At 68.4% G+C, this 18,259-nt stretch carries 11 protein-coding genes; 4 read left to right on the forward strand and 7 right to left on the reverse strand.

What is annotated here, in order from left to right:
- The first annotated feature begins 7 nt into the window (after positions 1 to 7).
- Positions 8 to 952: an aldo/keto reductase gene (locus R2APBS1_RS18150; RefSeq protein WP_015449050.1), complete on the forward strand. Its 945-nt coding sequence runs from the start codon at positions 8 to 10 to the stop codon at positions 950 to 952.
- An 88-nt stretch (positions 953 to 1,040) separates the two neighbouring features.
- On the opposite strand, the gene R2APBS1_RS18155 is transcribed toward R2APBS1_RS18150, so the two are convergent.
- Positions 1,041 to 2,063: a TraB/GumN family protein gene (locus tag R2APBS1_RS18155; protein WP_015449051.1), complete on the reverse strand. Its 1,023-nt coding sequence runs from the start codon at positions 2,061 to 2,063 to the stop codon at positions 1,041 to 1,043.
- 127 nt (positions 2,064 to 2,190) lie between these two features.
- Positions 2,191 to 4,416, reverse strand: coding sequence for an NADP-dependent isocitrate dehydrogenase (locus R2APBS1_RS18160; protein ID WP_015449052.1), 2,226 nt, complete (start codon positions 4,414 to 4,416; stop codon positions 2,191 to 2,193).
- Between the two features lie 143 nt (positions 4,417 to 4,559).
- Here R2APBS1_RS18160 and R2APBS1_RS18165 point away from each other — a divergent pair, with 143 nt between their 5' ends.
- From R2APBS1_RS18165 to R2APBS1_RS20590, 3 genes are all read left to right on the forward strand, one after another.
- Positions 4,560 to 7,913 carry a DEAD/DEAH box helicase gene (locus tag R2APBS1_RS18165; RefSeq protein WP_015449053.1) on the forward strand — a complete coding sequence of 1,118 codons (3,354 nt, stop codon included), beginning with the start codon at positions 4,560 to 4,562 and terminating at the stop codon, positions 7,911 to 7,913.
- A 418-nt stretch (positions 7,914 to 8,331) separates the two neighbouring features.
- Positions 8,332 to 8,646 (forward strand): helix-turn-helix domain-containing protein, encoded by a 315-nt coding sequence (locus tag R2APBS1_RS18170; protein ID WP_015449054.1) that lies wholly within the window; start codon positions 8,332 to 8,334, stop codon positions 8,644 to 8,646.
- Positions 8,643 to 9,272, forward strand: a complete 630-nt coding sequence (locus tag R2APBS1_RS20590; RefSeq protein ID WP_015449055.1) for a HipA N-terminal domain-containing protein — start codon at positions 8,643 to 8,645, stop codon at positions 9,270 to 9,272. Before R2APBS1_RS18170 ends, R2APBS1_RS20590 begins: the two co-directional genes overlap by 4 nt.
- 52 nt (positions 9,273 to 9,324) lie before the next feature.
- On the opposite strand, the gene R2APBS1_RS18180 is transcribed toward R2APBS1_RS20590, so the two are convergent.
- The 5 genes from R2APBS1_RS18180 to R2APBS1_RS18200 all read right to left on the reverse strand — a co-directional run bounded on the left by R2APBS1_RS18180 (position 9,325) and on the right by R2APBS1_RS18200 (position 18,210).
- A complete protein-coding gene (locus R2APBS1_RS18180; protein ID WP_007512327.1) occupies positions 9,325 to 9,858 on the reverse strand; it encodes a hypothetical protein in 534 nt (177 codons plus the stop codon).
- A gap of 16 nt (positions 9,859 to 9,874) precedes the next feature.
- Positions 9,875 to 10,171 carry a LysM peptidoglycan-binding domain-containing protein gene (locus R2APBS1_RS18185; RefSeq protein ID WP_007512329.1) on the reverse strand — a complete coding sequence of 99 codons (297 nt, stop codon included), beginning with the start codon at positions 10,169 to 10,171 and terminating at the stop codon, positions 9,875 to 9,877.
- A gap of 111 nt (positions 10,172 to 10,282) precedes the next feature.
- Positions 10,283 to 13,417, reverse strand: a complete 3,135-nt coding sequence (locus R2APBS1_RS18190) for an efflux RND transporter permease subunit (RefSeq protein WP_015449056.1) — start codon at positions 13,415 to 13,417, stop codon at positions 10,283 to 10,285.
- A gap of 213 nt (positions 13,418 to 13,630) precedes the next feature.
- On the reverse strand, positions 13,631 to 16,870 hold the full coding sequence (locus tag R2APBS1_RS18195) for an efflux RND transporter permease subunit (RefSeq protein ID WP_015449057.1): 3,240 nt from the start codon (positions 16,868 to 16,870) through the stop codon (positions 13,631 to 13,633).
- Between the two features lie 98 nt (positions 16,871 to 16,968).
- Complete coding sequence (locus R2APBS1_RS18200) at positions 16,969 to 18,210, reverse strand: efflux RND transporter periplasmic adaptor subunit (protein WP_015449058.1); 1,242 nt, start codon at positions 18,208 to 18,210, stop codon at positions 16,969 to 16,971.
- Positions 18,211 to 18,259: the final 49 nt, after the last annotated feature.

Genomic DNA, 18,259 nt, shown 5'->3' on the forward strand with positions numbered 1-18,259 from the left:
GCATCCCATGCAGAAACGCCCGCTCGGCCACTCGCCGCTTTCTATCGCCCCGCTCGCCTTCGGCGGCAACGTGTTCGGCTGGAGCGTGGACGAGAAACGCTCGTTCGAACTGCTCGATGCCTTCGTCGACGCCGGCGGCAACCTGATCGACACCGCCGACGTCTACTCGGCATGGGTGCCGGGCAACCGCGGCGGCGAGTCGGAAACCATCCTCGGCAAGTGGCTGAAGCAGAGCGGCAAGCGCGCACAAGTGGTGATCTCGACCAAGGTCGCCAAGTGGACCGAGCAGCCGGGCCTGTCGCCGGTCAACCTCCAGCAGGCGGTGGATGGCTCGCTCAGGCGCCTGCAGGTCGACTGCATCGACCTGTACCAGGCGCACCAGGACGACGCCAGCGTACCGATGGAAGACACGCTTGGCGCGTTCGCCCGGCTGATCGAGGCCGGCAAGGTGCGCGCGATCGGTGCTTCCAACTTCGGCGCGGCGCGGTTCGCCGACGCTCTCGCCGTGTCGAAGCGGCACGGTCTGCCGCGCTACGAGAGCCTGCAGCCGGAATACAACCTGGTCCGCCGCGCCGGCTACGAGCAGGAGCTGGAGCCGCTGATCCGCCGCGAGAACATCGGCGTGATCAGCTACTACGCGCTGGCCAGCGGCTTCTTGAGCGGCAAGTACCGCAGCGCAGCCGACCTGGCCAAGAGCAGCGCGCGCGGCGGCGCGGTGAAGAAATACCTCAACCCGCGTGGCCTGCGGGTGCTCGCCGCGCTCGACGCGGTGGCCGCCGCGCACGGCGCCACCCCGGCGCAGGCCGCGCTGGCCTGGCTGATCGCCCGCCCCGGCCTGACCGCGCCGATCGTCAGCGCCACCCGCGTGGAGCAGTTGCACGAGCTGCTCGGCGCCACCTCCTTGCAGCTGAGCGACGACGAGATCGCACAAGTGGATCTGGCCAGCGCCTGATCGTTCGTGCGGGAGCGCACCCTGTATGCGATGGCTGTTTCGTCATGCGACGGAAAACATCGCGCGCAAGGTGCGCTCCTGCACGGCCTCACTGCGGCACGTCGACCTGATAGCCCTCGGCCTGCAGAGTGGCGAGGTAGCCGCCCGGCTTCAGCAGTTCGTCCATCGGCAGCAGGGCGAAGGTCTGCGCGTTGTCATGCAACGCCTTGCGCGCGGCGGCCAGCCAGGTGGCGCGCTGCTGCGCCGGCACGTCGCCGAGGCCCAGCGCCTGCGCAAAGCCGGCACCGGCGACGGCCGCCACGCAGGCGTCGCGGCGGTCGCTGTCGGGCAGTTCGCGCAGCGCCTGCAGGTCGCCGGTGGCCCAGGCGTTGGCGCGCGCGGTCATCGCCGGCAGGTCGTGCTCGACGCTGTCCAGGGTGCGGATGAAGCAGGTGACGTCGCGCGGCGCGGCCTGCTTGAACGCCTTGATCGCCGCGCGCGGATGCTCGATCAGCACGTGGTAGTCGGTCGCCAGCTCCGGCACGCCGTGGCGCTTGGCCAGCGCGTCAATATTCGCCCGGATTCCGCCGGAGCGGCTCAGCCCGTTCGCTTTCAGCGCCTTCCTGTACAGCTCCTGCGACGCGAACAGCGGGCGCCAGCGCTCGACGCCGCGATCGTCGCCGAGGTACTTCTGCTTCAGCACCTGCCAGCGCGCATACACCGGCGGCGGCAGCACCTGCTGCAAGGTGGCGCCATCGTCGTTCTTGCGTGCGCCATAGGCCGCCGGCAGCAGCAACAGCTTGCCGAGGAAGCCGACGTCGGCCTTCAGCTGCACCGACGGTTCCAGCAGCACCTGCTGCGAGGCGGCGATCACCTCGTCCACCTCGCGCGACTGCCACTGCATCGCGCGCGGCAGCGGCGACAGCGTGCCGAGCACCCACAGCACGTGGTCGCCCTTCGATACCTTCCACAGGCCAGGCCCCGGCTGCACGCCAGTGACCACCACGACCGGAAGATCGGCGACGGCGGCGGTCGACGCGGCAGCCGGCGCAACCGAGGTGGCCGCCGACTGTGCGAAGGCAGGCGACAACCCTGCCAGGGCGAGCACGAAAACAAGATGCAGCGAACGCATGCCGGACGACTCCTCTTCGACAGTCGCCATTGTGGCAGGCCGATCCTGAGCCGCAGGTGGCCCGCATGAACGAAACGGGGCGCCTCGCGACGCCCCGTTTCGTTTCAGGCGCGCATGCTTCAGCGCGTCACGCCGACAGCAGCGCCAGCGCGGCATTGAAGGTGGCGCTGGGCCGCATCGCCGCGCTCACCCGTGCCAGGTCGGGGTGGTAGTAGCCGCCGATGTCGGCCGGCTTGCCCTGCACGCGCACCAGCTCGTCGACGATGGTCGCCTCGTGCTCGGTCAGCGCCTTGGCCAGCGGCGCGAACTTCGCCTTCAGCGCGGCGTTGACGTCCTGCGCGGCCAGCGCCTGCGCCCAGTACAGCGCCAGGTAGAAGTGGCTGCCGCGGTTGTCGATGCCGCCGAGCTTGCGCGAGGGCGACTTGTCGGTGTCGAGGAACTTGCCGTTGGCCTGGTCCAGCGTCTTGGCCAGCACGTCCACTTCGGCGCTGCCCTGGCGGCCGGCCACGAACTCCAGCGAGGCGGCCAGCGCGAGAAACTCGCCCAGCGAATCCCAGCGCAGGTAGTTCTCTTGCAGGAACTGCTGCACGTGCTTGGGCGCGGAGCCGCCGGCACCGGTCTCGAACAGGCCGCCGCCGGCCATCAGCGGCACGATCGACAGCATCTTCGCGCTGGTGCCCAGCTCCATGATCGGGAACAGGTCGGTGAGGTAGTCGCGCAGCACGTTGCCGGTGACCGAGATGGTGTCCAGGCCCTGGCGGATGCGCTCCAGCGAGAACTTGGTGGCCGCCACCGGGTCCATGATGCGGATGTCCAGGCCGCTGGTGTCGTGGTCCTTCAGGTAGCGCTCGACCTTGGCGATCACCTGCGCGTCGTGCGCGCGGGCCGGATCGAGCCAGAACACCGCCGGGGTGTGCCGCGCACGGCTCACCGCCAGCTTCACCCAGTCCCGGATCGGCGCGTCCTTGGTCTGGCACATGCGCCAGATGTCGCCGGCTTCCACGTCATGCTGCAGCAGCACCGTGCCGGCTTCGTCGAGCACCTTCACCACGCCGTCGCCGGCGATCTGGAAGGTCTTGTCGTGCGAGCCGTACTCCTCGGCCGCCTGCGCCATCAGGCCCACGTTCGGCACGCTGCCCATGGTGGCCGGATCGAACGCGCCGTGCGCCTTGCAGTCGTCGATGGTCGCCTGGTAGACGCCGGCGTAGCTGCGGTCGGGGATCACCGCCTTGACGTCCTGCAATTGGCCCTGCGCGTTCCACATCTTGCCGGAGTCGCGGATCATCGCCGGCATCGACGCATCGACGATCACGTCGCTGGGCACGTGCAGGTTGGTGATGCCCTTGTCCGAGTTCACCATCGCCACGCCCGGGCGCTGTGCGTACTCGGCGTCGAGGTCGGCCTTGATCGCCGCCTGTTGCGCTTCCGGCAGCGAGCCGAGGCGCGCGTACAGGTCGCCGATGCCGTTGTTCGGGTTGAAGCCGACCTGCTTCAGCGCAGCGGCATGTTTCGCCAGCACGTCCCGGTAGAACTCGCCGACCGCCACGCCGAACATGATCGGGTCGGAGACCTTCATCATGGTCGCCTTCAGGTGCAGCGAGAACAGCACGCCCTGCTGCTTCGCATCGGCGATCTGCGCGTCGATGAAGCCGGCCAGCGCGCGACGGCTCATCACCGCGCCGTCGATGATCTCGCCGGCCAGCAGTGCGGTCTTCGGCTTCAGCACGGCGTGGCTGCCATCCTTGCCGAACCACTCGATGCTGACGTTGCCGGCCTGCCCGATCAGCGCGGACTTCTCGGTGCCGTAGAAGTCGCCGCCACCCATGTGCGCCACGTGGGTCTTCGAATCGCGGCTCCACGCGCCCATCTTGTGCGGATGCTTGCGCGCATAGTTCTTCACCGAGGCCGGCGCGCGGCGGTCGGAATTGCCCTCGCGCAGCACCGGGTTCACCGCGCTGCCCTTGACCCGGTCGTAGCGCGCCCTGATGTCTTTCTCGCTGTCGTCCTTCGGTGCATCCGGGTAATCCGGCAGCGCATAGCCCTGGCCCTGCAGTTCCTTGATCGCTGCCTTCAGCTGCGGCATCGAGGCGCTGATGTTCGGCAGCTTGATGATGTTCGCCTCCGGCGTGGTGGCGAGTTTGCCCAGTTCGGCCAGGTCGTCGGGCAACCGCTGACCTTCTTTCAGCGCTTCCGGGAACAGCGCGATGATGCGCGCGGCCAGCGAGATGTCGCGCGTCTCCACTTTGATGCCGGCGGTGCCGGCGAACGCGGCGACGATCGGCAGCAGCGATTGCGTGGCGAGGAACGGTGCTTCGTCGGTCAGCGTGTAGATGATCCTGGGCGTCTGGGACATGGCGTGCGGGGATTCCCTGGCAAGAGCGGCAGAACCGCGGATGGCAATGTTCCATTGTCGCGCGAATGCCGACATGGGGCCACCGGCGCCGCGGTCCGCATGCAAGAATCGGCGTTTGCCGGACGCTTTTGATTCCTCGGTACATGCACAACGAACTCACCCACTTGCTGCAACGCGCCGAATGGCGCTCGAACTTTGGCGACCGCACGCTGGAACGCGCCCGCGCCTATGCCGCAGACGGCAGCGTGTCGAAACTGCGCAGCCGCATCGAGAACGGCGTCCAGATGCTCAGCGCGCTGGTGGATGGCAGCCACGGCGAACAATACGAATGCCGGGTGGACGTGCACGACCACAGCGAGTGGCTGACCGTGGACTGCGACTGCAGTTGCCCGGTCGGGGTCGACTGCAAACACGCCGCCGCCATGCTGATGGTGGCGGCCGGCGAGGTCGTACGGGCGGCAGCACTCGCCACACCGGCCTGGCTGCAGGCGCCGCGCGACGAAGCGGACGCGCCCGACACCGGCAGCCCGGATCTGGCCTCGTGGGAAGACTGGCTGCGCACACTGCAGCCGCCCGCGCCCAGCCACGAGGCCGAGCCGGACCGCCGCTTCGGCGTGATGCTGCGCGGCGGCGGCGGATCGCCGGTCGCCGACCTGCTGGCCTGGCCGGCGTGGCTGCGCCCGTCGAAGCGACGCAGCGGCAACGAGCTGGTCGACCCGCAGCCGCTGCAACTGAACGACCGCCGCGGAGCGGTGCCCACCCCGCCCGGCGGCTGGTCGAGCGAAGCCGCCGCCGCGCTGACCACATTGATTCCGCGCCAGTACGTGCTGGTCGGCAGCCAGCGCTGGGCACCGATCCGTGCCGTCCACGAGGAGCAGGCGCTGGAGTACCTGCTTGCGCACTTCCCGGTCTGGTTCGAGCGCGGCTCGGCGCCGTTGCAGCGTGCCGAACCGCAATCGCTGCAGTTGTACTGGCACGAGGCCACCGACGGCAGCCAGCAATTGCGCGCACGGATCGACGCCGGCGACAGCGTGCTGCTGCGCGGCGCCGGCCTGTGGTATGTGCAGCCCGCGCAGGGGCGCTACGGCCGCGTCGACGGCGACCTGCACCTGCTCGATCGCCTGCCGCACGCACCGGTGTTGCAACCCCCGCAGGTCGCCGCGCTGCGCCAGCGCCTGCAACGCGGCGGCACGACGCTGCCCGAGCCGATCGACCGTGGCCCTGTCGAGGTCGTGCGCGAGCGCCCGGTGCCGGTGCTGCGCCTGCGCTCCGTCACCCTGCGCAAATGGGCCGGAAAATCACACGACATCGGCATCGCTCGTGTCGACTTCGACTACGCCGGCGTGCGCCTGCCACCCGCCACCCGCAAGCATGCCGTCGAACGAAGTCTGCACGAAGGCCGCCTGCGGGAAATCCATCGCGACCTGCCGGCCGAGCAGCAGGCGGTCCAGCTGCTGGAACAGCTCGGCGCCATGCGCTGCGGCCCGGCCCTGTACGAGTACGTCACCCGCGGCCTCGACTTCGCCGCCAACGATGTGCTGCTGCGCCCCCATCCGCGCAAGCCGCCGCTGGCGCCGCGCGACTGGCGCGAGAGCATCGATCGGCTCGCCGCCGCCGGCTTCCGCATCGAATACGAAGCCGGCTTCCCGCACGACGAACTGGTCGACATCGACGCCTGGCACGCCGACATCCAGCCCAGCGGCAACGCCTGGTTCGACGTCTCGCTGGGCATCGACGTTGGCGGCCAGCGCGTCGACCTGCTGCCGATCCTGCGCCGCGTGCTGGCCGATCCGGCCTTTCCCCGCGTCGCCCCCGCGCGCGAAAGCAGGGACGCTAGCTGGCGCGTTGCTGTGGACGAGAACCGCAGCGTCGAGATCCCGCTGGCACGCCTGCGTGTGCTGATCGAGCCGCTGCTTGAATGGCTCGAAGGCGGCGAGGCGCTGCGTCTGCATCGCAGCCAGGCACGCACGCTGCAGGCGCTGGCCGACAACGCCCAGCTGTACTGGCGCGGCGGCGACGCGCTGCGCGCGCAGCTCGCCCTGCTCGAGCGCACCACGCGCAGCGCCAGGGCACCGAAAAGCTTCAAGGCCACTTTGCGCCCGTACCAGCGCGAAGGCCTGGCCTGGCTGGACTTTCTCGGTGCGGCGGGCCTTGGCGGCATCCTCGCCGATGACATGGGCCTGGGCAAGACGGTGCAGGTGCTGGCGCACATCCTCGGCGAAAAGCAGCGCGGCCGATTGGAGCAACCCGCACTGGTGGTCGCTCCGACCAGTCTGGTCGGCAACTGGCAGAGCGAGGCCGCGCGCTTCGCGCCTGCGCTGAAGGTGCTGGTGATCCACGGCATCGCGCGCGCCGATCGCTACGACGAGATCACCAGTCACGACCTGATCATCACCACCTACCCGCTGCTGCCGCGCGATCGCGAACAACTGCTGGCGCAACGCTTCGCCCTGCTGGTGCTGGACGAGGCGCAGGCGATCAAGAACGCGAAAAGCCAGGCTGCGCGCGTGGTACGCGAAATCCCCGCCACGCGCCGGCTGGCGATGACCGGCACGCCGCTGGAAAACCACCTGGGCGAACTGTGGGCGCAATTCGACGCGGTGGAACCGGGCCTGCTCGGCTCCCAGCACCAGTTCACCCGGCTGTATCGCACGCCGATCGAAAAACATGGCGACGTCGATCGCCAGCAACGGCTCAACCGCCGCATCGGTCCGCTGCTGCTGCGCCGGCGCAAGGACGACGTGCTCACCGACCTGCCGCCCAAGACCGAGATCGTGCGTACGCTGGAGCTGGAAGACGACCAGCGCGCCTTGTACGAAACCCTGCGCCTGGCCCAGCACGAGCGCGTGCGCCAGGCGGTGGCCGAACGCGGCCTGGCGCAGAGCGGCATCGTCGTGCTCGACGCCCTGCTGAAACTGCGCCAGGCCTGCTGCGACCCGCGCCTGGTCAAGCTCGCCAGCGCGAAGAAGGTCAAGACCAGCGCCAAACTCGACGCCCTGCTGGAACTGCTCGACGGCCTGCTCGCCGACGGCCGCCGCGTACTGCTGTTCTCGCAGTTCACCGAAATGCTCAGCCTGATCGAAGCGGCCCTGCACAAACGCGGCGTCGCCCACCAGACCCTCACCGGGCAGACCCCGGCGCGCGAACGCACCGCCCTGGTCAAGCGCTTCCAGCAAGGCAACGTGCCGCTGTTCCTGATCAGCCTGAAAGCCGGCGGCGTCGGCCTCAACCTCACCGCCGCGGACACCGTGATCCATTACGACCCCTGGTGGAACCCCGCCGTGGAAGCGCAAGCCACCGACCGTGCCCACCGCATCGGCCAGGACAAGCCGGTCTTCGTCTACCGCCTGATCTGCAAGGACACAGTGGAAGAAAAGATCCAGGCCATGCAGGGCCGCAAGGCCGAGCTCGCCCGCGCCGTGCTCGAAGGCGGCGGCGCCAGCACGCGACTGCGGTTTGACGAGAAGGATCTGGAGGCGTTGTTCGGGGGGATGTAGCGGGCGTGCTTCGCTCAATCAGCAGTCATCAAACATGGAGGTGCACTCCCATGCCTCGCACATCTAGGGATGGTCTGACCAACTGCCTTCCGGTCGATTCCGTGCGCGATGGGCTCCTGCCTGGGCAAAAAGTACTCGTCTTGATGACCGCATGCCGCCCCCTTTGCGCCACGGCGCGCCCTTTCGGGCCGCTGCGGGCACAGTAACCGTACGCTGCCTGCATCAACGTTCTGCGCACCATCCACAGATTGACCGGCGCGAACAGCATCGTTATCTGCGCGCCATCCTCCGCTAGGCCCTTGTAGCGCGCCTCACGTGACCCCGACGCCTTCAGCCATCAAGTTGCTACCAGTCCACACCCCACAGGGGAAAGGAAATAAACTTGCTATATATACCTTAAATAACTAGTTTATTTTCCATGCCAAAGCGCACCCCACCCATCTTTCCGGCCGCCGCCGAGCGTCTGACAGCGCTCGGCGCCCGGTTGCGCGCTGCTCGCTTGCGGCGGCGCATGACGCAGGCGGCGCTGGCGGCGCGGGCCGACGTGTCGTTGCCCACTTTGCGCAAGCTGGAACAAGGCGAAGGTTCGAGCAGTCTGGCCACCTTGTTGCGGGCGATGGAGGTGCTGGGGCTGGATCACGACCTCGACCTGCTGGCCAAGGAGGACGAACTCGGCCGCCGCCTGCAGGACATTCGACAGGTGGGTGCGCCGCGCGGCAGGCGCAAGTCGTGAGTGCGCGCTCGGAAACCGTACTGGACGTGGTGCTGGACGACGCCACGCTCGGGCCAACCATAGCCATCGGCAGCTTGCGTTGCGAGCGGCACGGTGGCAGCGAGGCGATCAGCTTCGCTTACCACCGCGACTATATCGAACGACGACGGAGCGTGGCCATCGCGCCCGACCTGCCCCTGGTCGCCGGACCGTCGTGGCCTGCGCGCGAGCAGGCCTTGTTCGGCATCTTCCGCGACATTTCGCCGGATCGCTGGGGCCGCATGCTGATGGAGCGGCGTGAGGCACTGGAGGCGCGCGAAGCGAAGCGGCGCCTGCGGCGTCTCTCCGAGTGGGACTTCCTGACGGGCGTTGATGACTGCACGCGCATGGGCGCCTTGCGCCTTCGCCAAACCGCAGCGAAGAGCTGCGGCCTCATTGAAGCAAGGTGGGCGGCGGCGGCGGCGTTTGCGGGCGTCGACGGTGATCCGCAGCGAAGAGCTGCGGCCTCACAGAATAGCCAAGCAAGACTCTCACCCAACCGGATAACGCCATTCCGCGCCAGCTACGCGGTTATGGTCGAGCAGTTCTCCCGCACACGGGCGGACCGCGGTTCCAGGCAGACGCGGCGCATATGCGCTAGTGCGTGAGTAAAGCGCGGCGGGGTCGCGCTTTACTCACGCCTCTGTGCCTTCTCGCAACTTATTTGACCGTGAAATCCTTGCTGGCGACCTGCTTGCCGTCCAGCGAGATGTCCACCTTGTAGTTGCCGGCCGGGAAACCGTCGGGCTTGCTGATCATGAAGGCGGTGGTCTCCGGACCCATCGCATTGAGCGTCTTGCTGTCCTCGTGCACCACCTGGCCATCCTGGTAGGTCCATTTCGCCGCCAGCGTGGCGGTACCGCTGCCGCCGGTGTCGACCGAGGCGTAGATGGTGTCCTTCGGCGCGAAGCTGGTGCCGCTGGCGAGGATCTTGTGGTTGGCGTCGACCGTGGAGCCCAGCTCCACCGCGCCGACCGTGACGGCCAATGGCGCACCGTTGTTCATCGCCATCGGTGCGGTGGCGGCCGGCGCAGGCGCCGGTGGGGTGGCGGGCGTCATGGCCGTTGCCGCCGGAGGCGGTGCCGTGGACGGCGCCGGCGCCGCCGATTCGTTGTCTTTCTTGCCACAGGCGCCCAGCACCACCGTCGCGGCCAGCAATGCGGCAAGGATCAAGGGTTGGCGAGTCATCTTCATGGAGGTGCCTCCTGCTTCAGGATTTGGCGGGAATCTTCAGGACCTGGCCGACCCTGATCCGGTCCGGATCGGAAAGCTGGTCGCGGTTGGCGTCGAAGACCGCCTTCCATGCATTCGCGTCGCCGTAGAAGTGTTTCGCGATCTTCGTCAGGTTGTCGCCGGCCACCACGGTATAGGTGGCGGGTCGGTCGGCGGTGGAGCCGACCTGCGACTGCACGTTGCCGAAATCCGCCTTGGGTGGCGCATCCGGCGCGGTGGATTTCACCCCACCCTGCACATTGGAAAAATCCGCCCTGGGGGTCTCGTTGCCCATCGCACGCAACTCCGTCCGGAACAGGAAGTCCGTGATAACCGCCTCGCGGTTAACGGCCTGTGAGCGTTCTGGCATAGCATTCAGCCGGATCTCGTGCGGCAGGCAACCGGATCAGCCGATACCCGGGCGGACCACCATGGGCTTGCGCCCCTGCCGCCGCGCCCACCACGCTTTGCGCCGCTCGGCGAGGCACGAGAACACCACGTACAGCGCCGGGGTGCTGAGCAGGGTCAGGCTTTGCGAGATCAGCAGGCCGCCGATCAGGGCGATACCGAGCGGGCGGCGCAGTTCGCTGCCTTCGCCGAGGCCGATGGCGATCGGCAGCGCGGCGAGGATGGCGACCATGGTGGTCATCATGATCGGGCGGAAGCGCACGGTGCACGCCTCGCGCGCCGCCTCCAGCGGGCTCTTGCCGTGCTCGCGCTGGGCGACCAGGGCGAAGTCGATCATCATGATCGCGTTCTTCTTGACGATGCCGATCAACAGCACCAGCGCGATCTGCGCCACCACCGACAGCTCGGTGCCGGTGATCCACAGCGCCAGCAGCGCGCCCACGCCGGCGGCCGGCAGGGTGGACAGGATGGTGATTGGGTGGATCAGGTTCTCGTACAGCATGCCGAGCACGATGTAGACGGTGAGTACGGCGGCCAGGATCAGCCAGCCCATGCCGCTCTGCGACTGCTGGAAGCGACGGAAGTCGTTGCCCATCTGCACGCGGATGTCACCGGGCATGCGCATGTTCTTCACGGTGGCCTGGATCACCGCCATTGCCTCACCCATGCTCACGCCCGGCGCGAGGTTGAAGCTCAGGTCCATCGTGGTGTACTGGTTTTCGTGGGTGATCTGCGAGGGCGCCAGCCCCGGCTGCTGCTGCGCGAACGCGGTGATCGGAATCATCCGGCCGCTGCCGGAGCGCACGTAGATGCGGTTGAGCGCCTCCGGCGTGGCGGTCTGTTCGGGCAGCGCGTTGACCACCACCTGGTACTGGTTGATGTCCGAGTAGATGGTGGACACCTGGCGCTGGCCGAACGCGTCGTACAGCGCGCCGTCGATGGCGCCGATCGACACGCCCAGGCGCGCGGCCTTGTCGCGGTCGATCACGATGTTCTGGCGCAGGCCGGCCTCGTCGACGTCGGTGCCGACGTCGCGCAGCTTCGGGTTCTTCTTCAGCTCGGTCTGCAGTTTCGGCAGCCATTCCTGCAGGCTGGCCAGGTCGTTGCCCTGCAGCGAGACCTGGTACTGCGCGCCCTGGCTGGTGCCGCCGCCACCGCCGCTGGGCAGGTCCTGCACCGGGCGCAGGCGCAGGTTGAGGTCGGGATAGTTCGCGGCCTTCGCGCTGAGCCGCGCGAGCACCGCGAAGGTGTCGTCCTGGCGGCCTTCGGCGCGGGTCTTCAGGTCGATGTTGAACGAGCCGCTGGTGCCCTGCCGGCTGCTGCCCAGGCGCGAACCCACGGTGGCGACGTCGGGGTCGGCCATCAGCATGGTGGTGAGCCGCTCCAGCCGCTGCCTGCTTTCGGCGAACGAGACGGTGGCGCTGGAACTGGCGCGGCCCCAGATCAGGCCGGTGTCCTGCGCCGGGAACAGGCCGGTCTTGACCACGCCGAACAAATAAAAGGTGACCACGATCAGCACTAACGGGGTCAGCGAGAACAGCAGCGCGTGGCGCAGCGAGAAGTTCAACGCGCGGGTGTACACGCGCAGCATGCCGGCGTGGAAACCGTCCAGCGCGCGCGCGCGCCGCGACGGCTGCGTCTTTTCCTTCGCGGCATGCCCGTTGAGAAAGCGCCCGCACAGCGCCGGCGTCAGCGTCAGCGAGACCAGCGCCGAGACCACGATCGCCGCCACCAGGGTCACCGAAAACTCGTGCATGAACATGCCGGTGACGCCGCCGGCAAACAGCAGCGGGATGAACACGGCGATCAGCGAGGCGGTGATCGAGACGATGGTGAAGCCGATCTCGCGCGCGCCGGCGAGGGTGGCCTGCATGCGCGACATGCCCGCGTCGATGTGCCGGATGATGTTCTCGATCACCACGATCGCATCGTCGACCACGAAGCCGATCGCGATCACCAGCGCCAGCAGGGTGAGGTTGTTCAGCGTGTAGCCGAGGATGTACATCACCACGAACGCACCGGCCAGTGACAGCGGCACCGCCACCGCGGCGATCAGGGTGGGCGCCAGCCGGCGCAGGAACAGCGCCATCACCAGGATCACCATCGCCAGCGAGATCAGCAGCGTGGCCTGCACCTCGTGCAGCGAGGCGCGGATGGTCGGCGTGCCGTCGAAGAACGGGGTCAGCACGGTGGCCGGCGGCAGGTAGTCGCGCAGCAACGGCAACTGATCCCTGACCAGGTCGACGGTGGCGATGACGTTGGCGTCGGCCTTCTTGTAGACGTACATCAGCACGGCCGGCTTGCCGTGGAACCAGGCCGCCTGGTACGCGTCCTGCTGGCCGGCGTAGACCTTCGCCACATCGGCCAGCCGCACCGGCGTGCCGTTGCGGCTGGCGATCACCAGCCGGGCGAAGTCCTCGGCGCTGTGCAGCTGGGTGGTGGCGCTGATCGCCATGGTGGTCTTGCCGTTGGACAGGAAGCCCTCCGGCGAAGTCAGGTTGGCCGCGCTCAGCGCGTTGCGCAGCTGGTCGGGCGACAGCCCCATCGCGTTCAGCGCGCGCAGGTTCACGTCGACGCGGATCGCCGGTGTGGCAGCGCCGGCGATCTCCACCGACGACACGCCCGGCAACTGGCGCAGCCGCTGCGCCAGCAGGGTGTCGGACAGGTTGTACAGGTCGGCCGCCGACTGCGTGGCCGAAGTCAGCGCCAGCGCGATGATCGGGTCGTCGTTCGGGTTCGCCTTCTGGTAGCTGGGCGCGCCGTTGAGGCCGCTGGGCAGATCCGGCGCCGCCGAGTTGATCGCCGCCTGCACGTCGCGCGCGGCGGAATCCAGGTCGGTGCCGTTGCGGAACATCATGAAGACGAAGGTGCGGCCCTCGGAACTGGACGAGCGCATCGTCTCGATGCCGGGCACCTGGCCCAGGTGCCGTTCCAGCGGTGCGGCCACGGTGGACGCCATCGTGCTGGCGTCCGCGCCGGCCTGGCTGGCCTGCACGAAGATCGCCGGGAACTGCATGTTCGGCAGCGCCGCCACGCCGAGCAGGAAGTAGCCGATCATGCCGCCCACGAACAGGCCGATCGCCAGCAGCGAGGTGCCGATCGGGCGGCGGATGAAGGTGCCGGAGAGGTTCATGCGATCGACGAAAGCGGGGATGGGCGAAGCGGGCTGATCATCCCACCCTCAACGCGCGGGCCGCGAAAAGGTTGATCGCGCGGCGGCGCGAAGAGCGACCCCACCCCGACCCTCCCCTGCGAGCAGGGGAGGGAGCAAAGCACGGCTCCTCCCCCTGCACAGCAGGGGGAGGTTGGGAGGGGTGCTTCTGGCCGGGACGTCGGGCGCTGCCAGTCACGCCGCGTTGCTGGCCTGGGCCTGGGCCAGCGCGCGCCGCTCGCGGCGTTCGGCCAGCCAGTCGGAGAAGCGCTCCATGTACAGATAGATCACCGGCGTGGTGTACAGCGTGACCAGCTGCGACAGCAGCAGGCCGCCGACGATCGACACGCCCAGCGGCCGGCGCAGCTCGGCGCCGATGCCGTTGCCCAATGCCAGCGGCAACGCGCCGAGCATGGCCGCGGCGGTGGTCATCATGATCGGGCGGAAGCGCAGCAGGCAGGCGCGGCGGATCGCCTCGCGCGCGTTGAGGCCGGTGCGGCGCGCCTCGATCGCGAAGTCGATCATCATGATCGCGTTCTTCTTCACGATGCCGATCAGCAGCACGATGCCGACGATGCCGTCCACCGACAGGCTCATGCCGCACAGGATCAGCGCCAGCAGCGCGCCGACGCCGGCCGGCGGCAGCGTGGAGATGATCGTCAGCGGGTGGATGTAGCTCTCGTACAGCACGCCCAGCACGATGTAGATCACCACGATCGCGGCCAGCAGCAACAGCACCTCGTCGCCCAGCGAGGAGGTGAACTCGGCCGCCTTGCCGACGAACTCGCCGCGGATCTGCGGCGGGAAGTTCAGCTGCGCCTCGACCTGGTGGATCGCCGCCACCGCATCGGACAGCGAGTAGCCCGGCGCCACGTTGAACGCCAGCGTCACCGCCGGCAGCTGCTGCTGGTGGCTGACCACCAGCGGCGCGCTGGTCACCTGCGCGCTGACCAGCGAGGACAGCGGGATGCTGCCGCCGGCGCCGATCTCGAAGCCGATGTTGCCGGTATTGCCGATGCCCGAGGGCGTCGCCGAATTGCTCGACTTCAGCTGGCCGAAGCTGGTCGCGTTCGAGCCGGTGAGCGCGCCGTTGCCGTTGCCGCGCACGGTGAGCTTGGTCAGCAGGTCGTCGCTGCTGCGGAACTCCGGCGCCACCTCCAGCACCACGCGGTACTGGTTCAACTGGGTGAAGATGGTGGAGATCTGGCGCTGGCCGAACGCGTCGTACAAGGTGTCGTCGATGGTCTGCACCGGCACGCCGAGGCGGCTGGCCTTCTCGCGGTCGATGGTCAGCTTCAGCGCGTTGCCGTTGTCGGCCAGGTTGTTGTCCACGTCGGCCAGCTCCGGCCGCTGGCGCATCGCCTGGGTCATCTGGCTGGCGTAGCCGGCCAGCTCCGACGACTTCACCGCGGACAGCGAATACTGGTATTCGGTGGCGGCCACGCGGCTGTCCAGGGTCACGTCCTGCACCGGCTTCAGGTACAGCGCCACGCCGGGAATGCCGGCGACCGCGTGCTGCAGCCGCGGCAGCAGCGCATCCAGGCCGGCGCGGTCGCCGCGGTCCTTCAACACGATCGAGAGCTGGCCCTGGTTGAGCGTGGGGTTGATGGTGCCGGCGCCGATGAAGGCGGCCACGCCGGCCACCGCCGGGTCCTTGCGCAGCGCCTCGGCGACCGCCTTGGTGCGGTCCTCCATCTGCGGGAACGCGATGTTGTCGTCGGCCTGCACCACGCCGGTGATCAGGCCGGTGTCCTGCTCGGGCAGCAGGCCCTTGGGGATCACGATGTACAGGAACACGGTGAGCACCACCGCGGCGCCAGCCACCAGCATGGTCAGGCGCTGGTGGTCGAGCACCCAGTCCAGCGAGCTTTCGTACAGGCTGACCGTGCGCGACCACACCGTGCGCTTGCCGGCCGCGGCGTGCCGCTCGTGCGCGTCGTCGCCCTCCGGCAGCTGGTCGGGCTTGAGCAGGTAGGCGCACATCATCGGCGTCAGCGTCAGCGACACCAGCATCGAGATGGTCACCGCGATCGTGAGCACCCAGGCGAACTCGTGGAACAGCCGTCCGGTGACGCCGGGCATCAGCAGCAGCGGCAGGAACACCGCCACCAGCGATACGGTCAGCGACAGCACGGTGAAGCCGATCTCCTTCGCGCCGACCTCGGCCGCCTCCTTGCCGTCCTTGCCCTGCTCGATGTAGCGCACGATGTTCTCGATCATCACGATCGCATCGTCCACCACGAAGCCGGTGGCCACGGTCAGTGCCATCAGCGAGAGGTTGTCCAGCGACATGCCGGTGAACGCCATCACGCCGAACGTGCCCATCAGCGACAGCGGCACCGCCACCGACGGGATGATGGTGGCCCACAGCCGGCGCAGAAACACGAAGATCACGCCGATCACCAGGAACACGGTGAGGATCAGGGTGAACTCGACGTCGTGCACCGAGGCGCGGATGGTCACCGTGCGGTCGGCGAACACGTCCAGGTGCACGTCGGCCGGCAGCGCCGCGCGCAACTCGGGCAGCACGCGGCGGATCTGCTCCACCGTCTGCACGATGTTCGCGCCGGGCTGGCGGCGCACGTCCAGCAGCACCGCCGGCTGGCCGTTCGCCCATGCGGCGAGCTGGTCGTTCTCCACGCCGTCGACCACGTTCGCCACGTCGGACAGGCGCACCGGCGAGTTGTTCTTGTAGCTGATGATGGTGTTCTTGTACTCGGCCGCGTCGCTCAGCTGGTCGTTGGTGCCGATCGAGTAGCTCTGCGTCTTGCCGTTCAGCGTGCCCTTGGGCGCGTTGACGTTGGCCTGGGTCAACGCGCTGCGCACGTCTTCCATGGTCAGGCCGAGGTTGGACAGTTGCGCCGGGTTCACCTGCACGCGCACCGCGGGGCGCACGTTGCCGGCGATCGAGACCAGGCCCACGCCCTGCACCTGCGACAGCTTCTGCGCGATGATCGAGTCGGCCAGGTCGTTCACCTCGCGCAGCTGGCGGCTGTCGGAAGTGAGTTTCAGGGTGAGGATCGGTGCGTCGGCCGGGTTCACCCGGTTGTACACCGGCGGATACGGCAGGTTGCCCGGCAGCGTGCCCTTGGCCTGGTTGATCGCCGCCTGCACGTCCTGCGCGGCGATGTCGATGTCGCGGTCCATCGAGAACTGCAGGATGATCGTGGACAGCCCGGCGGAGGAGTCCGAACTCATCATGGTGAGCCCGGAGATCTGCCCCAGGTTGCGCTCCAGCGGCGTGGTGATCAGCGCCGCCATGGTGCTGGCGCTGGCGCCCGGGTACTGCGTGCTGACCACCAGGCTGGGCGCCTCGATCTCCGGCAAGGCGGACACCGGCAACTGGCGGTAGCCGAGAATGCCGAGCAGCAGCACCGCCACCATCAGCAGCGAGGTGGCGATCGGGCGGCGAATGAAGAGGGTCGAGAATCCCATGGCTATCCGTGACGTGTAAGTGCGGTTTCCGCCGCGATCATGGCCGGGACGCGGCCGGGTTCACGCGGCGGCGTCATGCCGGGCCGGCACGCGGCCGCTCAGCCGCGACGGCGGCCGCCACCCTTGCTGTCCTGCTTGGCTTTCTCCAGCTCGGCCGCAGTCGGCGCCGCCGGCACCTCGCCGGGCTTCAGCGCGTTGACCTTGCTGCCCGGCTTCAGCCGGAACTGGCCCTCGGTGACCACCCGCTCGCCGGCCTGGAGGCCATTGCCGATCATCACGTGGCTGTCGCCCACTTCGCCGGCCACCGTCACCGGCTGCATCTTGACCGTACTGTCGGCCTGCACCTGGTAGACGTAGTCGCCGTCCGGCCCGCGCTGCACCGCCTGCGCCGGGATCACCAGGCCGCCGTCGACGGTGTTCACCAGCAGCCGCACGTTGACGAACTGGCCCGGCCACAGCTCGTTGTTCGCGTTCGGGAACTCCGACTTCAGGCGGAACGTGCCGGTGCTGGTGTCGATCTGGTTGTCGACCACCTTGAGCACGCCGCCGTTGGCGATCGGGTGCGCGTCGGTGCGGTCCAGCGCGGTCACCTGCAGCCCGGCGCCGTCCTTCGCGGCGGCGCGGCGCACCATGTCGAGGTTCTGCTCGGGCAGGGTGAACATCACGTTGATCGGGTGCAGCTGGGTCAGCGTGACGATCGCGCTGGCGGTGGTGACCACGTTGCCGGGGTCGACCGCGCGGATGCCGGCAAGGCCGTCGATCGGCGACAGCACGCGGGTGTAGTTCAGCTGCACCTGGGTGTCGCGCACGTTGGCCGCGTCGGCGGCCACCGCAGCCTCGTACTGCGCGGCGGTGTTGCGCAAGGTGTCCAGATCCTGCCTGGAAATGTAGCCCTTGGCGGCCAGATCCTGGCTACGCGTCAGGTTGCTCTTGGCCGTCTCCAGCAGCGCCTGGTCCTGGCGCTGCTTCGCCGCAGCCTGGTCGTAGGCGGCCTGGTAGGTGCGCGGGTCGATCTGCGCCAGCAGCTGGCCCTTCTTGACCGGTTGGCCCTCGCTGAACTCCAGGCTGAGCAGCTGGCCGCCCACCTGCGGGTTCACGGTGACCGTGTTGAGCGCCTGCACCGTGCCCAGCGCGGTCAGGTAGACCGGCACGTTCTGCTTGACCACCGGCACCACGGTGACCGGCACCGGCGGCGTCTCGTCCTTGCCGTCCTTGTTCTTGGCGGCAGCCGACACCGGCGCGGAACCGGCCGGGACCGGCTTGTGCAGCAGGCGAAAGCCCACCGCGGCCACCACGATCACGGCAACGACGATCAACGCGATCTTCCAAAAACGCGACATGTAAAACTCCTGGATTGAACGGTGCGGCACCACCGACACGCGGCGCGCC

Source organism: Rhodanobacter denitrificans, assembly GCF_000230695.2.
GTDB classification, from domain to species: domain Bacteria; phylum Pseudomonadota; class Gammaproteobacteria; order Xanthomonadales; family Rhodanobacteraceae; genus Rhodanobacter; species Rhodanobacter denitrificans.

Coding starts and splice junctions, on each gene's coding strand:
- R2APBS1_RS18170 (WP_015449054.1), top strand. CDS start 8,332: ATGCCAAAGCGCACCCCACCCATCTTTCCGGCCGCCGCCGAGCGTCTG.
- R2APBS1_RS18155 (WP_015449051.1), bottom strand. CDS start 2,063: ATGCGTTCGCTGCATCTTGTTTTCGTGCTCGCCCTGGCAGGGTTGTCG.
- R2APBS1_RS18180 (WP_007512327.1), bottom strand. CDS start 9,858: ATGAAGATGACTCGCCAACCCTTGATCCTTGCCGCATTGCTGGCCGCG.
- R2APBS1_RS18200 (WP_015449058.1), bottom strand. CDS start 18,210: ATGTCGCGTTTTTGGAAGATCGCGTTGATCGTCGTTGCCGTGATCGTG.
- R2APBS1_RS18190 (WP_015449056.1), bottom strand. CDS start 13,417: ATGAACCTCTCCGGCACCTTCATCCGCCGCCCGATCGGCACCTCGCTG.
- R2APBS1_RS18165 (WP_015449053.1), top strand. CDS start 4,560: ATGCACAACGAACTCACCCACTTGCTGCAACGCGCCGAATGGCGCTCG.
- R2APBS1_RS18185 (WP_007512329.1), bottom strand. CDS start 10,171: ATGGGCAACGAGACCCCCAGGGCGGATTTTTCCAATGTGCAGGGTGGG.
- R2APBS1_RS18150 (WP_015449050.1), top strand. CDS start 8: ATGCAGAAACGCCCGCTCGGCCACTCGCCGCTTTCTATCGCCCCGCTC.
- R2APBS1_RS18160 (WP_015449052.1), bottom strand. CDS start 4,416: ATGTCCCAGACGCCCAGGATCATCTACACGCTGACCGACGAAGCACCG.
- R2APBS1_RS18195 (WP_015449057.1), bottom strand. CDS start 16,870: ATGGGATTCTCGACCCTCTTCATTCGCCGCCCGATCGCCACCTCGCTG.